Annotated in this window: 11 protein-coding genes; 5 read left to right on the forward strand and 6 right to left on the reverse strand. The window is 41.5% G+C overall.

Features of this window, described 5'->3' with window-relative positions; all coding sequences use genetic code 11:
- Window positions 1-138 precede the first annotated feature (138 nt).
- Together ilvB and NIES592_RS13290 are read left to right on the forward strand one after the other, a co-directional pair.
- Window positions 139-2,058, forward strand: a complete 1,920-nt coding sequence (gene ilvB / locus NIES592_RS13280; RefSeq protein ID WP_178379546.1) for a biosynthetic-type acetolactate synthase large subunit — start codon at window positions 139-141, stop codon at window positions 2,056-2,058.
- Between the two features lie 890 nt (window positions 2,059-2,948).
- Complete coding sequence (locus tag NIES592_RS13290; protein WP_073555983.1) at window positions 2,949-5,477, forward strand: mannose-1-phosphate guanyltransferase; 2,529 nt, start codon at window positions 2,949-2,951, stop codon at window positions 5,475-5,477.
- 683 nt (window positions 5,478-6,160) lie between these two features.
- Here the strand turns inward: NIES592_RS13290 and NIES592_RS25910 are convergent.
- Both NIES592_RS25910 and NIES592_RS13305 read right to left on the reverse strand, forming a co-directional pair.
- Window positions 6,161-6,754 carry a hypothetical protein gene (locus NIES592_RS25910; RefSeq protein ID WP_256678133.1) on the reverse strand — a complete coding sequence of 198 codons (594 nt, stop codon included), beginning with the start codon at window positions 6,752-6,754 and terminating at the stop codon, window positions 6,161-6,163.
- The gene (locus tag NIES592_RS13305; RefSeq protein ID WP_256678134.1) at window positions 6,640-7,146 is read right to left on the reverse strand and encodes a hypothetical protein; all 507 of its coding nucleotides are present in this window, start codon (window positions 7,144-7,146) and stop codon (window positions 6,640-6,642) included. The genes NIES592_RS25910 and NIES592_RS13305 overlap by 115 nt, the downstream gene beginning before the upstream one ends.
- Before the next feature lie 194 nt (window positions 7,147-7,340).
- On the opposite strand from NIES592_RS13305, the gene NIES592_RS13310 reads away from it, so the two are divergent.
- Complete coding sequence (locus NIES592_RS13310; RefSeq protein WP_062247214.1) at window positions 7,341-8,732, forward strand: malic enzyme-like NAD(P)-binding protein; 1,392 nt, start codon at window positions 7,341-7,343, stop codon at window positions 8,730-8,732.
- A gap of 485 nt (window positions 8,733-9,217) precedes the next feature.
- Here the strand turns inward: NIES592_RS13310 and NIES592_RS13315 are convergent, their stop codons facing one another.
- The 4 genes from NIES592_RS13315 to NIES592_RS13330 form a co-directional block, all read right to left on the reverse strand.
- On the reverse strand, window positions 9,218-9,964 hold the full coding sequence (locus NIES592_RS13315) for a creatininase family protein (protein WP_062247215.1): 747 nt from the start codon (window positions 9,962-9,964) through the stop codon (window positions 9,218-9,220).
- Window positions 9,965-10,045: 81 nt separating this feature from the next.
- Window positions 10,046-10,318 (reverse strand): cupin domain-containing protein, encoded by a 273-nt coding sequence (locus NIES592_RS13320; RefSeq protein WP_062247216.1) that lies wholly within the window; start codon window positions 10,316-10,318, stop codon window positions 10,046-10,048.
- Window positions 10,319-10,339: 21 nt separating this feature from the next.
- Window positions 10,340-10,699 (reverse strand): Mo-dependent nitrogenase C-terminal domain-containing protein, encoded by a 360-nt coding sequence (locus NIES592_RS13325; RefSeq protein ID WP_062247217.1) that lies wholly within the window; start codon window positions 10,697-10,699, stop codon window positions 10,340-10,342.
- Window positions 10,700-11,571: 872 nt separating this feature from the next.
- On the reverse strand, window positions 11,572-12,453 hold the full coding sequence (locus NIES592_RS13330) for a universal stress protein (RefSeq protein ID WP_073555984.1): 882 nt from the start codon (window positions 12,451-12,453) through the stop codon (window positions 11,572-11,574).
- 199 nt (window positions 12,454-12,652) lie between these two features.
- Here NIES592_RS13330 and NIES592_RS13335 point away from each other — a divergent pair, with 199 nt between their 5' ends.
- Entirely contained in the window at window positions 12,653-13,687 is a 1,035-nt protein-coding gene (locus NIES592_RS13335) for an AI-2E family transporter (protein WP_062247219.1), read from the forward strand.
- Window positions 13,688-13,980: 293 nt separating this feature from the next.
- Window positions 13,981-14,997: a TIGR00341 family protein gene (locus NIES592_RS13340; RefSeq protein ID WP_062250604.1), complete on the forward strand. Its 1,017-nt coding sequence runs from the start codon at window positions 13,981-13,983 to the stop codon at window positions 14,995-14,997.
- Window positions 14,998-15,154: the final 157 nt, after the last annotated feature.

The following is a 15,154-nucleotide window of genomic DNA, read 5'->3' on the forward strand; positions in this document are numbered from 1 at the left end:
CCTCCAGGGATCGGTGAGTTCCCCATCTCATGTCAGGGATAAATGATAATTTCAATAAACTATGAAAGTTTTAAATTAAAATGAGAATTTAACTACAGAAATTCTGCATTATCTTATTTATATAGGTGAGGTTCGACTGTGCGTTCACGAAGTGTCTCCGTAGGAGAATCGCGTCCCCAAATTATTGTCCCACAAACCGAGAATCAAGCCCAGTCTAGTGTATCTCCATCGCCAGTCGTAACGCCCAGACGTGCATCTGGTGGTTTTGCACTGCTTGACAGTCTAAAACGCCACGGTGTCGAATATATTTTTGGTTATCCTGGTGGTGCGATTCTACCAATTTATGATGATCTATACAAAGCGGAAGCTAGTGGTGATGGCATCAAGCACATCCTAGTTAGACATGAACAAGGTGCAGCCCATGCAGCTGATGGTTACGCCCGCGCTACAGGTAAGGTAGGGGTGTGCTTTGGTACATCAGGCCCAGGGGCAACTAACTTGGTGACTGGAATTGCCACTGCTTATATGGACTCGATCCCGATGGTCATTGTCACAGGACAAGTACCCCGCCATGCGATCGGTACAGATGCATTTCAGGAAACTGATATTTACGGTATTACACTGCCAATTGTGAAGCACTCTTACGTAGTGCGCGACCCCAAAGATATGGCGCGGATTGTGGCTGAAGCATTCCACATTGCCGCAACAGGGCGACCAGGGCCTGTTTTAATTGATGTCCCTAAGGATGTAGCATTTGAAGAGTTTGACTATATACCTGTGGAACCGGGTTCAGTGAAGTTACCCGGATATCGCCCTACAGTCAAGGGAAATCCCCGCCAGATCCATGCGGCAATTCAACTGATTCGTGAAAGTCGGCGTCCTTTGTTGTATGTTGGTGGAGGGGCGATCGCTTCTGGTGCCTACGCTGAAATTCAAGAATTGGCTGAGTTATTCCAAATCCCTGTCACCACAACTTTGATGGGTTTGGGTGCTTTTGATGAGCATCATCCCTTATCTTTGGCTATGTTGGGAATGCACGGCACTGCTTATGCAAACTTTGCAGTGACCGATTGTGATTTACTCATCTGTGTAGGTGCCAGATTTGATGACCGCGTTACTGGCAAACTCGATGAATTTGCTTCCCGCGCTAAGGTAATTCATATCGACATCGACCCCGCAGAAGTCGGCAAAAATCGTGTTCCCGACGTCCCTATCGTTGGCGATGTTAAGAACGTATTGCAAGACATTTTACGCCGATGTGAAGAACTGGGCATCCAAGGTACACCCAACCAAACCCAAGAGTGGTTGAGATTAATCAATCGCTGGAAAGAAGAGTATCCTTTGGTTGTACCGCACTATGCCGATAGTATATCACCGCAAGAAGTAATTGTAGAGATCGCTCGTCAAGCACCCCATGCGATTTACACCACAGATGTGGGTCAACATCAAATGTGGGCAGCTCAATTTCTCAAAACAGGCCCCAGGCGTTGGATTTCTAGCGGCGGTTTGGGAACAATGGGTTTTGGCTTGCCGGCGGCTATGGGTGCTAAAGTTGCTTTTCCGGAGCAAGAAGTCATCTGTATTAGTGGTGATGCCAGTTTCCAGATGTGTTTACAAGAGCTTGGCACCCTTGCACAGTATGGCATAAATGTCAAGACCGTGATTGTGAATAATGGCTGGCAGGGAATGGTGCGCCAGTGGCAACAAGCTTTCCACGGTGAGCGCTACTCCTGTTCCAACATGGAAGTGGGGATGCCAGATATTGAATTACTAGCAAAAGCTTATGGCATCAAAGGCATAGTAGTTAATAATCAGGACGAATTGACAGATGCGATCGCCCAAATGCTAGCTCATAATGGCCCGGTGATTCTGGATGTTCACGTTACCAAAGACGAAAACTGTTACCCAATGGTAGCCCCTGGCAAGAGCAACGCTCAGATGATCGGTTTGCCTAAGCAAGCACCGAAAACTGATGTCAAACCTGTTTATTGTAGTAATTGTGGTGCAAAAAACCTTCCCAGTAACAATTTCTGTCCAGAGTGCGGAACGAAATTGTAACAAAGCTTTGTAGTAAGCACTTTAGTGCTTAAGTGAGCGCTAAAGCGCTCACTACGAACATCACAAAGCTAATTAACTTTGTTACAAAAGTTTATCTAAATTTATAGAATTTAAATCTCTTACTCAAACTAGCAATATTGGTGCTGTTAAGTAAAGCAAATAATCACCTGATATGATGATCAAAATCATGCAAGAATGTATTATTTATCTGCCCTTGAGTGCCTTTTTAAAGTTTTGTCGATAGGACTTATTTGTGATCAACAAAACAGGCCACAACAAAGAAAATATCAGGCGATTAGTTGTACTGCGAGTGAAATTTGTACTCCCATATCCGCTCCAGAACTTCCAAGCAAAACCTGCATAAGTTACTATCAATACAACAGTAATTAATCCACCCATTGCAATCTGCTCCACAATCGAAATAGAGAATTTGAGTTCAGCATTTGCGCGCGATCGCGAAATTTGATCATTTACACCAATCAAATATAACTAAACACCGTAGTTAAACACTCAAGTCGTAAGATAAATCCTCATTACTCCAGTTTAGATTAGCTTCCCCCTTAGTATCCAGTTACAATTCAGCAAGCTATTTATAGCTTGGTCGAAATCAGGTTGTGGGTATAAAGGTGTAGGGTTGTAAGGTAAGGAAATTATTTGTGTGTTTTGCGAATTTTTTCTTCATCTTTCATCCTTCACTCTTGCCCTTCAGCCTCCTTGATTTTGTATCAACAAACAAGCTAGTGTGACGAGTAGACGTGCTTATGTCTCGCTAGATGCATCTATTGGAAGTTCCTCAAACTTCGATATCCGTAGGACACTTAAGAAAGCAGACAAAACGAATCTGATTTGTCTTGACGCAGCAAGTGGTGCATACAGTTTAAGGAGGATTTATGAGAGCAGTACTGATGGCAGGGGGTTCGGGAACGCGGCTTCGTCCACTTACTTGTGACCTGCCTAAACCGATGGTACCCATCTTAAATCGACCAATTGCCGAACACATTATTAATCTTCTCAAACGACATGGCATTACAGAAGTAGTTGCCACACTGCATTATTTACCTGATGCTTTGCGAGATTATTTTCAAGATGGCAGCGATTTTGGTGTACAAATTACTTACTCTGTAGAAGAAGACCAGCCTTTGGGTACTGCTGGGTGTGTGAAAAACATTGCGGAACTTCTAGATGAAACTTTTTTAGTAATTAGCGGTGATAGTATCACAGATTTTGACTTAACAGCAGCAATTGAATTTCACAAACAAAAGAAATCAAAAGCAACTTTGATTTTGACTCGCGTTCCGAATCCAATTGAATTTGGAGTGGTAATTACCGATGAAAATGATCGCATTTGCCGATTTTTAGAAAAACCCTCTACAAGTGAAATTTTTTCCGATACTGTTAATACCGGCGCTTACATTTTAGAACCAGAAGTTTTGGAATACTTACCTGCCAATACTGAATCAGACTTTTCCAAAGATTTGTTTCCTCTGTTGTTGGCAAAAGGTGAGCCAATGTATGGTTACATCGCCAAAGGTTACTGGTGTGATGTTGGCCACTTAGATGCCTATCGTGAAGCTCAGTATCATGCATTAGAGCGGAAAGTTAAGCTTGATTTCCCCTACAAAGAAGAATCTCCGGGTGTATGGATTGGTCAAAATACTTACATAGATCCAACAGCGAAAATTGAACCCCCTGTGGTGATTGGCGATAATTGCCGTATAGGAGCCAGGGTACACATAGAACCAGGAACTGTAATTGGAGACAAAGTTACTATTGGAGCGGATGCAAATCTCAAGCGCCCAATAGTGTGGAACGGCGCTATCATCGGTGAGGAAGCACAGCTATCAGCTTGTGTAATTTCTCGTGGTACTCGTGTAGATCGTCGCGCCCATGTTTTGGAAGCTGCTGTAGTTGGTTCTTTGTCTACGGTGGGAGAAGAAGCTCAAATTAGTCCTGGTGTGAGAGTTTGGCCGAGTAAGAAAATTGATTCAGGAGCAATTTTAAATATCAACCTGATTTGGGGAAATACTGCTCAGCGTAACTTGTTTGGGCAACGGGGTGTACAAGGATTGGCAAATATCGACATTACCCCGGAATTCGCCGTCAAATTAGGTGCTGCTTACGGTTCCACCTTAAAACCCGGTTCGCGAGTCACAGTTTCCCGTGACCAACGTAATATCTCCCGCATGGTCACACGGTCATTAATTGCGGGTTTGATGTCTGTAGGTATTAATATTCAAAACCTAGACGCAACTGCTATCCCCATCGCCCGTACAGTGATACCTAGAATGGGAGTAGCTGGTGGTATCCACGTCCGCGTACATCCCGATCGCCCAGACTACATCCTGATTGAATTTATGGACGCCAAGGGCATTAATATTTCCAAAGCCCAAGAAAAGAAAATAGAAGGGGCTTACTTTAAAGAAGATATGCGGCGATCGCTAATTCATGAAATTGGTGATGTTGCTTATCCCAGTCAAGTAGCTGACGAATACTGCACAGCCTTCGAGAAGCTATTACACATAGATACACTCCGTAACAGTCGAGCCAAAGTAGTCATAGACTACGTTTATGCTGTATCTGGGGCGGTGTTACCCCAAATGTTAGATAAGTTTGGGGCAGATGCAGTAGTATTGAATGCTAGTTTGAATAAGACTGCGATGTCTGTTACTGACCGGGAAGCACTACTAACACAGCTGGGTCACGTGGTGGAAGCGTTAAAGGCAAACTTTGGCGTCCAGGTTTCAGCAAATGGTGAACAGTTGATTCTAGTTGATGAATCGGGTATACCTATTCGTGGGGAAATGTTAACAGCACTGATGGTAGACATGATGTTAACTTCTTGCCCCAGAGGCACGGTAGTTGTACCAGTACATGCATCTAGTGCGGTAGAACAAATAGCCCGTCGCCACGATGGTAAGGTGATTCGTACCAAAGCTAATCCCACAGCTTTGATGGAAGCAAGCTACAAAAATGCAAATGTCGTTTTGGGAGGTAGTGCAGACACCGGCTTTATCTTCCCTCAACTGCATCCGGGTTTTGATGCGATGTTCTGCATTGCCAAATTAATTGAGATGCTAACCATCCAAGAGCGATCGCTAGCTTCAGTGCGAGCAGAATTACCACGAGTCATACACAAATCCCATGTTATCCGTTGTCCTTGGACAGCTAAAGGGGCATTAATGCGTCACTTAGTCGAAACCCATCCAGCCCAAAACCTGGAATTAATTGATGGAGTGAAAATTTGTCAGCAATATGATGACAGTTGGGTGTTAGTGTTACCAGATGCGAGCGAGCCACTAGTACATTTATATGCCAATAGTAATGATCGCGATTGGGTGGATGAAACCTTAAGGAATTACCGCGCCCGTGTCCAGGCGTTTGTGGAAAGAGAACAAGAGCAAGTTGTCGCTGAGGTGTGAAGAAAATTAGGAACTAGAACAAAGGTAGGAGAAGTCCCGAGCAAAAAATTTCACTAGCTTTGCCATGAAAAACCTCACCCCGGCTACGCCACCCCTCTCCTTGCTAAGGAGAGGGGGAGGGGTGAGGTTACTTTCAAATTAGAAGGGAAGAATTTGTTTTTGCTTTGCTTTTGACAAACAATCACGAAGAGTTAAAAATGTGTTCCATCAGTCCTCGCATCATTACAGTGACTGGACTTGCCTCTACAAATGCATCAAACACGGGAGATAGCATCGGTCGTTAAGCACTGTTCTTGGTTTACCTTCTTACAAAACCCACATAACGTGCTATTTGTCAATATTGAGAGGGCTGGGCATCATTACTCATCAAGTCAATATTTTGTTGGCATCCACCTAGAGTTCCAAAATAGGGTTATTCACTCAGAAACTTTTTAAAATTAACAATGTGGTGATGAATGCTTCCCGGTTTTCTGGGTGAACATTTAACGGCTCAATTACCAGAATGTTGCAGGTATCATCCACCATTAAGTTAACTTCGGTGTGCAGATTCTCTGTAGCTTGTTGATTTTTACTATCTCCCCATAAACCTGTTTTGGCATCCAGTTTGAATCCGCGTTCTTCTGTGTTTTTCTTCAGCCCCCGATTGATCCGCCAGATTTTGGCTGTAGCACCATAAGTTAACTTTAATAGCGGTGTACCATCGGCAGCTTGAACGATCGCTGACTCCTGTTTTTGGGTGTCGTAGCGAAAATGGGTAGTGATGTTGTAGCCCTACTTGAGCCGTTCTTCTTCGTCGCAGGTGATGCGTTCTCGACGACGAGCGATCGCAGTTTCCATTCGGAAGACACGATTGAGTTTGGCAAGATTTCCGTAGGAATCAGGTTTAATTTCTGCGCCGCAGTTTTGGCAGGTATCACGAAAATCACCTTCATGGAAATAAAGAAGTTCATGCACCATTCAGCAAAGTTCTCACCTTTGAGAATTTGCTCTAAGTCAAATTCGATATAAGTAAGACGGGTCATCAACGAAGAATCTCGCAGTAACCGCCAACGAAAACCATTAGTTGCGATCGCCCACAAATGTTCTGTCTTGTTGAGATATTCCTGCACCAGTGCGTGTGGCGATAATCTGGGTGTTCCACTCGGCGGACGTTTATCAATTTCTAACCGACAACCAACAATGTGAATGGGTGGCTTATCTGCTTGATCGCTGATGCAGCATCGCTGACAGGTTTCGCTTGTTGTAGTAAAGACGTGGCTTCTAGTTGTGACAACCAAGTGGGACTAGACGGAGAACCAGTAAAGCCAATAACCGCGCATTCTTCCGCCAGTAAGCTTTGCTGTTTGGCACTGTTTAATAAATGCCGTAGCCTCACCAACAGCAAAATTGTGGGTTTTTGTACAGCATTAGTTATAGTCAAACCGCATCTTGCTGCTATGGGGTCTTTAGTTTGAGAAAGTGCTTCTTCTAAGATGTAACGTGCCAATCCTTCAACTAAAGGGTGATTGCGTCCCACATATTCCACGCCTTCCGGTGCAGGAGTCGTGAACACCAGTAAACGGGATTTATCTCCTAAAACTGATTTGAGAAAATCTGGTGGCTGTGGAAGTAACCATCCCTGCTTTTTGTGGATGAGGGAACAACAGAGGCGATCGCACGCTGACTTCACAAACCGTTCTACATCTTCCTCGTTACCTAGAAAACGTACAACTACAGCATTGAGAGGGCTGGTTCTTAAACTAAGACACCAAGTAACATCGTTAGAGTAAAATTGCTAAGTTGTTGAGCGTACTAAATTTTCTGATTTGAGATTTTTAGAGCTAAATTCAATTTAAAATCTAAACTCTCTCACCCAAATTGATAATGACAGATCTTACCCCTAATTCTAGTTTTAGTTTGACACTACGTCTGGAGATTCCCAACCGGATTGGCATGTTAGCTAGCGTTACCCAGGCGATCGCTACCACTGGTGGTAATCTTGGTCAAATTGATTTAATCGAACAAACTAGAGCTGTTTCGATTCGTGATCTCACCGTTGATGCTGCTAGTACTGAACACGCCGAAGCAATTGTACAAGCTGTTAAGGCTTTACCAAATATTAAATTACTGAATGTTTATGACCGTACCTTTAATCTGCATCGGGGCGGCAAAATTAGTATTACCAGTAGAATTAGCCTCAAAAGTGTGTCTGACTTGGCAATGGCTTATACGCCGGGAGTCGGACGTATTTGTACAGCGATCGCTCAAGACCCAGAAGAAGTTTACAAATTAACTATTAAACAAAATACTGTAGCAATTGTGACTGATGGTAGTGCGGTTTTGGGTTTAGGAAATCTTGGATCAGGGGCTGCTTTACCTGTAATGGAAGGTAAAGCGATGCTTTTTAAAGAATTTGCTGGCATCAATGCTTTCCCCATCTGTTTGGCTACCCAGGATACAGATGAAATTGTCCGTACTGTGAAAAATATTGCCCCTGTATTTGGTGGGGTAAATTTAGAAGATATTGCTGCACCTCGCTGCTTTGAAATAGAAGAAAGACTACGGCGAGAGTTAGATATCCCCGTTTTTCATGATGATCAACATGGTACAGCGATCGTCACCTTGGCAGCGCTGATTAATTCTCTCAAGTTGGTGCATAAGTCAATGGAACAAATTCGCATCGTGATTAACGGTGCTGGGGCTGCGGGAATTGCGATCGCTCGTTTATTGCAAAAAGCCGGGGCAGATAAAATTTGGATGTGCGACTCTAAAGGTATTCTTTCCACCAGCCGCACTGACTTAACAGAAGAAAAACGGGAATTTGCAGTCAAAGCACAGGGTACTCTCGCAGGTGCAATGCAAGCAGCAGATGTGTTTATTGGTGTTAGCGGACCGGGAGTCTTGACACCAGAAATGGTGCGTTCGATGGCGAAAGATCCAATTGTGTTTGCAATGGCCAATCCCATTCCGGAAATTCAACCAGAATTAGTCAGTAATGAAGTTGCGGTGATGGCAACTGGACGTAGTGACTACCCTAATCAGATTAATAATGTGTTGGCTTTTCCGGGGGTATTTCGCGGTGCATTAGATTGTCGGGCCCAGACCATTACCACTTCTATGTATTTAGAAGCAGCAAGTGCGATCGCTTCTTTGGTCAAACCATCTGATTTGGATCGCGAACATATTATTCCTTCTGTGTTTGATGAGCGCGTCGCTACTACTGTTGCGGCGGCGGTGCAACGGGCTGCACGTCAGGATGGTATTGCTCGTAGTTAGGAGTTCAGGGACTGGGGACTAGTTCGCTGCAACCAGCTATGAGCCTGCATCGCTAGCCTCCATTAATTTTGACTAACGCTTCATATCATGTCCGTTTGAAGACTTATCATATCTGTGAAGGCCGGTAATTGGTAATTGATGAGACTACTTGCCGTCTTGGCTTATGCCGAGATGGTAAAGTAGCGAACCCGAAGGGTAATGGGAAAAATCAATGCCCAATGCCCAACTGCATCAGAATAATATCGTCAGTAATTAGCCGGACTTGATATCACTTCATAGTAAGAATCTTTTGGGCATAGCGAAAAGCTGATCTTGGCTGAGTCCAAAATTTCCAGCCCTCCTCTGCTTCTAAAGGAACTGGCGAATGAATTCTGTAGTTTGCGATCGCATAAAGTAGACCACGAGTGAACTAAGATAACCTCTGCGGCTCAATCATTTTGATCCCCTTGACTCAAACATTAGGTGTTTTTGGAGTTCCCTAATCATCATTCTGTGCTCAAAAACTCCAAATACCCATGACTAAGTTCTTTCACCGCCAATTCATAAAACTGCTGACCATGTTCGGGTGTTGCTAAAGCAGGGTTTGATCCCATCCTGCCATCTGGGTAATGCTGACGAAAGTCTTTAGCACTATAAATTCTGTGTCCTGTCCTAACTTCTGGAGACAGGGGCGCTTGCTTGATTGCTTCTGGATAGACAAATTGAGTTACAGCCACTTCACTTGGCGTTGCATGGGAACCTTCTTGATCACCGTATAATTCTTTTGCTAGCTTAAACACTGAACTGCACATAAACCAGTTAGCAACTTGACATCGCACATTTTGAGCATTGGAAATCTGCAAATCTTCTAAATGGGCGTAAGTTTCTGAGAAAGCTGCTTTCAGGGTGGCGATGTTACCACCGTGTCCGTTGATAAAGTAAAACTTGCTAAAACCTGCTTTCGCTAAACAGGTGATGTAATCTCGCACTACTTGGATCATTGTGCTGGGACGCAGACTGATTGTGCCGGGAAAAGCTGTATGATGCAGTGCCATGCCAACATTGATTGTAGGCGCAACTATGGCTTGGGTTGCTTCACCGACACCGCGAGCGATCGCTTCTGCACAAATCGCATCTGTACCAATTAATCCTGTTGGTCCGTGTTGTTCTGTTGAACCAATCGGGAGAATTATCCCCTGAGATTGTTGCAGATAAGCTTCGACTTCTTGCCAAGTACTCAGATGCAGCAACATTTTGGTTGTTTGTTGTTAGTTGGTTGTTGTTGGTTATTCTAACCACTGTACGGGTGCAAGACCTTGCACCTCTACTAACCACTAACCAAAACAATAGTGCTTCTTCACATCGCTTCTAATTTCCCATGTACAGGACATACCAGCGGGAAAGGTAACTAAATCACCTTTGCCCATTTGCACTGGTTGTCCGCCGCTGGGAGTGACAACAACATCACCTTCTAAAAAGTAGCAGATTTCTTGGGTATCATAAGTCCAAGGGAATTTTGAGGCTGCTTTGTGCCAAATATCCCAATTGGATACACCCAATTCCTCAAGGCGTTTTTGACTGGGTTGACGCTCAATCTGAATTTCCATACTCTGTATGCTTAAATATTTTTAACAGTAGGATTGAATATCTTCTCCACACTGATCTACTAAATAACACAAAGCACGAAAACGCAAGCCAACAAATTGGTCATAAAGCGGGTTTAACTTACACATGGGCGGAATGTGGGCAACCTTGCGACCAAATAAAATAATATCCCGCTCAAAAGGACATTGGGCAGGGATCGATTTAGCAATAAATTTTGCCAATTTTTGATTTTGAATATCTAAGGAATCAAGCCATTGACGTAATGGTTGCAGTAAATCAGATTGAGTTCTGTTGAATGGATTTTTTATTTGTGATTGATGATTGTCTTTGGCGGGATTAACAAAAGCTGAGAAAATAATATTTTGATTGCTAGTTTCAAGCATAATAATTTCCCCTCCAATTCATGGATTATTTACTGTGATTATCTATTTATATTGACGCTGATTAAGTCATTAAGAACTGTTCAGCCAAATACAAAATAACAAAAAAATTCTTAGGCGTGTACTGTTGCAATTATTAATTTCTAATTTCCGATATATATAATACCTATCTCGAATTTAAATTAATTACCTACTAATACACAGTACCCAGAGATGTAATTTTCCAGGGAAAATCGTGGTTTTACTCTTTCTACAGCTAGATTTCAGTAGGCATATGTTTGATATGGACTGAATTTTAGAGTATCTGATCTCAGAGAATATGTAACCGAAGTTACAAAAATTTATGATAAAAATATCTGAAAGTAATAATTACGCATATTAATATTATTAAGCGATTATTAAAAAGAGGCTGGCTAATATAAATTTTTGAATAAATCTTCCTAACTGATGAACTGAGTACACCAAGTTGTATATGCAAAAGGAACGGAGAATTAAAGTAGCTTTATTGTCTACTTCCTGGGTTTTCACTCTTTGCAGCTTCATGATTACTCATCAATAGGTAATAGTTGCGATCGCTCACAACAAAAAAGCATAAATTATGTTATTTGTACTTTTCTGCAAACTTTAAAGTCGAGCCTGTATCTACCAAGGTACAGTTGCTCAGTTGCTAACAAAGCTTTAAATGCACCTCGGAATATGCAACTGGAACATACTGATATTGTTTCTATGCGCCTTATCCAGTCTGCTTTGTAGCTTCTTTGTCACCCCGTCAGCTGTGAAAGTTTGAAGCCACTGACAAATTAGCGATCGCCCTATTGCAAGCCTCTGCGTTTCAAATTGCTACTTTTTTACGCAAAGCTGTACTTAAATCATGATTATCCACGTTGGAGTGGAAAAAATAGTACAGGATACCAGCTACAACGCAATAATTCCGACGCAAAACTGGAAACTAACCATTCTTGGAGTTTACCTATCGTTCCTGAAGACACTGCGATCGCACTAATATCTGCCATTGTAGCTGCCTCTAAAATCTGGGTGACGCAGTGTCCTTCGCGAACTTCTGTCTCTACTTGTAAATTTACTTTCTCCAAATCAGCTTTAATCTGAGATAGAGTTTGCCCTGCCTGCTGCGGTAAGATTTTCTTTGGTACTTCCCGACGACCAGTATCCTCTAATACCCAGCATAGCTTACACTGTTGTAGATATCTATTAGATTGTTGTTGAGCTAATTGCTTTACCTGTTGCACCAGATAATTCGCCGCTTGAGTATCGTTGTAGGGAAGTAGCAAAGAACGGAAAAGGTGCTGACAACGAAGCGTTAATTCCTCAGAAGTATAAGTAGAGATTAACTGAGGACGCAGTACCAGAAGAGGAATCGTTGTTTTGTGAGACAAGTCAGCCATTGTACCACCCACCAATTTTTCAGTGAGTAAGCTGCGACTTTGAGAACCCAGTATAATCAATTGGGACTGATAGGTTTGGGCAACCTTAAGGATGATTTCCACAGGCTTTCCCGATTGAACTTCTATTTTTACTTCTACATCAGTAGGACTTTCACCAACAGTTTCGGTCAATCTCGATTGAGCTTGTTCTATTTTTTCAGTATCGGCTCGTGGAATAATGCCTTTTTCCCACAATGGAACAGCGTGCAGAAAAACAATTTGCTTCATCCCCGCCAGCGCAAGACTAGAAACAAAATGTGTGAGACGGTGTAAACCATCAGAAAAATCTGTGCAAATCAAAACTCGTTGAAACATAGATAACCAGTAAAAGATATTAAGAAGTCTTCTAATTTACAGCGTATATCATCAGGTTTATGAGGTACAGTAACAACAGTTTGTAATGAATGCTTACAGCATATTTCATTTTAGTGATAAAATTGCAATCATTTTAATAAATTAGCTATAGCAATACATCATCACTTTTCAATCACATTTAAACTAATTACACAAAACAATGAACAAACCAAGAGTAAATAATTTTTTAGAACAAATAAGTACTAGCAAGTTAGTTCACTATTTACTATTATTTGCCCTTGGATGGGCAATAGTTCAAGTTTTGGCTTATCTTTCTACAGTAATTGTTATTTTTACTTTGGCAGCAGTTTTAGCATTTGTACTTAATTATCCTGTGCAGTGGGTGGAGCGTTTTTTACCGCACACTTTAGCAGTCATTTTAGTTTTTTTATTAAGTCTCTTAATTCTTGCTATTTTTACATTGACAATTGGTTTTGCAGCTTTATCTCAGGGACAACAATTACTGAGTCAATCTCCAGAGTTTGTCAACTTTATAATATCTTTATTAGAACGACTAGAAGCGTTACTGTATAAGTGGAATTTACAAGTGGATTTAAGCGCTGTTGAAAAGGAACTACAAAATCAAGCTTTAGCTGGAATTGGTTTAGGTTTCGCCACAGTTCAAAGGTTACTTACTAGCTTAGTTGATGTAATTTTGATTGCCGTTGTTGCTTTTTTCATGTTACTAGATGGCAAACGTCTCTGGTATTTCATTCTGAAATTTTTTCCCGAAGGTCTGCATCACGAATTGACAGTTGCAATTCAGCGAAACTTTTTAGGCTTTTTCTGGGGAAGGCTAATTTTATCTGTATTCTTTGGAATCTCTGCTTTTATTGTATTTTTGATTTTGCAAGTGCCTTATGCATTAATTTTAGCTACCATTGCCGGAGTTTTTGACTTGATTCCAGGTATTGGAGCCACACTAGGAATTAGCCTTGTGGCTTTGATTGTTTTACCTCAAGGGATTTGGCTCAGTCTTAAAGTATTAGTAGGTTGTATTTTACTTCAACAAATAGAAGAGAATTTACTTATGCCTCGCATTATGCAAGGTTCGTTGAATATTAATCCAGTTGTGATGTTTTTTGCACTATTAATAGGTGCAAGAATCGCAGGACTAGTAGGAGTTTTTCTGTCTGTTCCCATTGCTGGAGTAATTATTAGTGTATTTGAAATAGATGAGTTGAAAGCAGATTGATACTAATACCAATTATTTATGAAGATGCACATTATTTTAAAAAACTAACCGCTAAGACGGCATAAAAGCGCAAACCGCTTTCGGAAGGGTAGAACGCCAAGAGTAGGGGGTTACTTATTTAGTACGGCTTCACATTAAATTGGTATAATGTGACAATTAAAACTTTGCGATCGCTCGTTGTGATAGATGATGAACTCAAATAATTTATTGATTCTGAATAGATAAATTTGGTAGTGTAGATACTGTTCACCCTTTACTGTCTCAAAAATTATTGGCGTGCGAGGGATAGCATGGTGCGAAATATAAATGGTATTCGCAATCGTTTTAATAATTTCAAAAACAAACAAATTCCACCACCGCAATTAGAGACTATACGCAATAGTCTATTAGAAGAATCAAGAATAAGTATTAATTATATAGTGCTAATTTTTGGTTCTTGTATCATCGCTACCTTAGGACTGCTTTCTAATAGTGCTGCTGTGATTATTGGTGCAATGATTATTGCACCTTTAATGTTGCCAATCCGGGGAGTAGCATTTGGAGCTTTAGAAGGCAATGTAATTTTATTTCGTAAAGGTTTAACTGCGATTATATTCGGAACTATTCTAGCAATTGCTTTAGCTTGGTTTATCGGTTACTTCGTAGCGCTTCCAGAATTTGGTAGTGAAATTATCGCCCGTTCTCGACCCACTTTACTAGACTTAGGAATTGCCATAGCGGCTGGGGGAATTAGTGGTTATGCAAAAGTACAACCCAAAATTTCTGAAAGTTTAGCCGGAACAGCGATCGCAGTCGCACTTATGCCACCAATTTGTGTAATTGGCTTGGGTTTATCACAATTAAATTTGCAACTTAGTACCGGTGCAACAATACTTTATCTAACTAATTTGTTGGGAATCACTCTTTCCTGTATGGTGACGTTTTTGCTAACGGGTTGCACCTCCTTCAAACGTGCGAGAAAAGCCCTTGGCTGGACACTAGCTTTTACAGCAATACTTTTTATTCCCTTAAGCATAAGCTTTTATCAATTAATTAGACAAGCTAGACTTGAAACTAGTATTAGGCAAGCCTTGCTAAATCGAACTGTTACCTTTCAACGGGTGGTACTGCTAAATATTAGTGTGAATTGGTTAACTAATCCCCCACAGGTTCGTTTGAATGTTAGGACAAAAGAACCTGTAACACCAACACAAGTTATTTTTTTAGAAAAATTTTTAGAAAAAGAAATGGGTCAACCTTTCACTTTGATTTTTGAAGTTGGTCAAATAGAGGAAGTTCGGGGAGATAGCCCAGAGAATTTAAAGTTTTAAAAACATTAACTGTGAAGATCAACTAATATTTTGGCATTGCTGAATCAAGATATGAATTTACAATTCACGGATATGTAGAGACGTAGCAATGCTACGTCTCTACAAAAATGTATACAAACATAATTCATGACCAGATTCAGCAACGCCAAGATATGAA

Origin of the sequence: Fischerella major NIES-592, from assembly GCF_001904645.1 — a bacterium.
Classification (GTDB): domain Bacteria; phylum Cyanobacteriota; class Cyanobacteriia; order Cyanobacteriales; family Nostocaceae; genus Fischerella; species Fischerella thermalis.

What these genes read in the sequence shown, in the direction of transcription:
- NIES592_RS13325 (WP_062247217.1), bottom strand. Translation starts at nt 10,699, where the DNA reads ATGCTTGAAACTAGCAATCAAAATATTATTTTCTCAGCTTTTGTTAAT.
- NIES592_RS13320 (WP_062247216.1), bottom strand. Translation starts at nt 10,318, where the DNA reads ATGGAAATTCAGATTGAGCGTCAACCCAGTCAAAAACGCCTTGAGGAA.
- NIES592_RS13290 (WP_073555983.1), top strand. Translation starts at nt 2,949, where the DNA reads ATGAGAGCAGTACTGATGGCAGGGGGTTCGGGAACGCGGCTTCGTCCA.
- NIES592_RS13310 (WP_062247214.1), top strand. Translation starts at nt 7,341, where the DNA reads ATGACAGATCTTACCCCTAATTCTAGTTTTAGTTTGACACTACGTCTG.
- NIES592_RS13315 (WP_062247215.1), bottom strand. Translation starts at nt 9,964, where the DNA reads ATGTTGCTGCATCTGAGTACTTGGCAAGAAGTCGAAGCTTATCTGCAA.
- NIES592_RS13335 (WP_062247219.1), top strand. Translation starts at nt 12,653, where the DNA reads ATGAACAAACCAAGAGTAAATAATTTTTTAGAACAAATAAGTACTAGC.
- NIES592_RS13330 (WP_073555984.1), bottom strand. Translation starts at nt 12,453, where the DNA reads ATGTTTCAACGAGTTTTGATTTGCACAGATTTTTCTGATGGTTTACAC.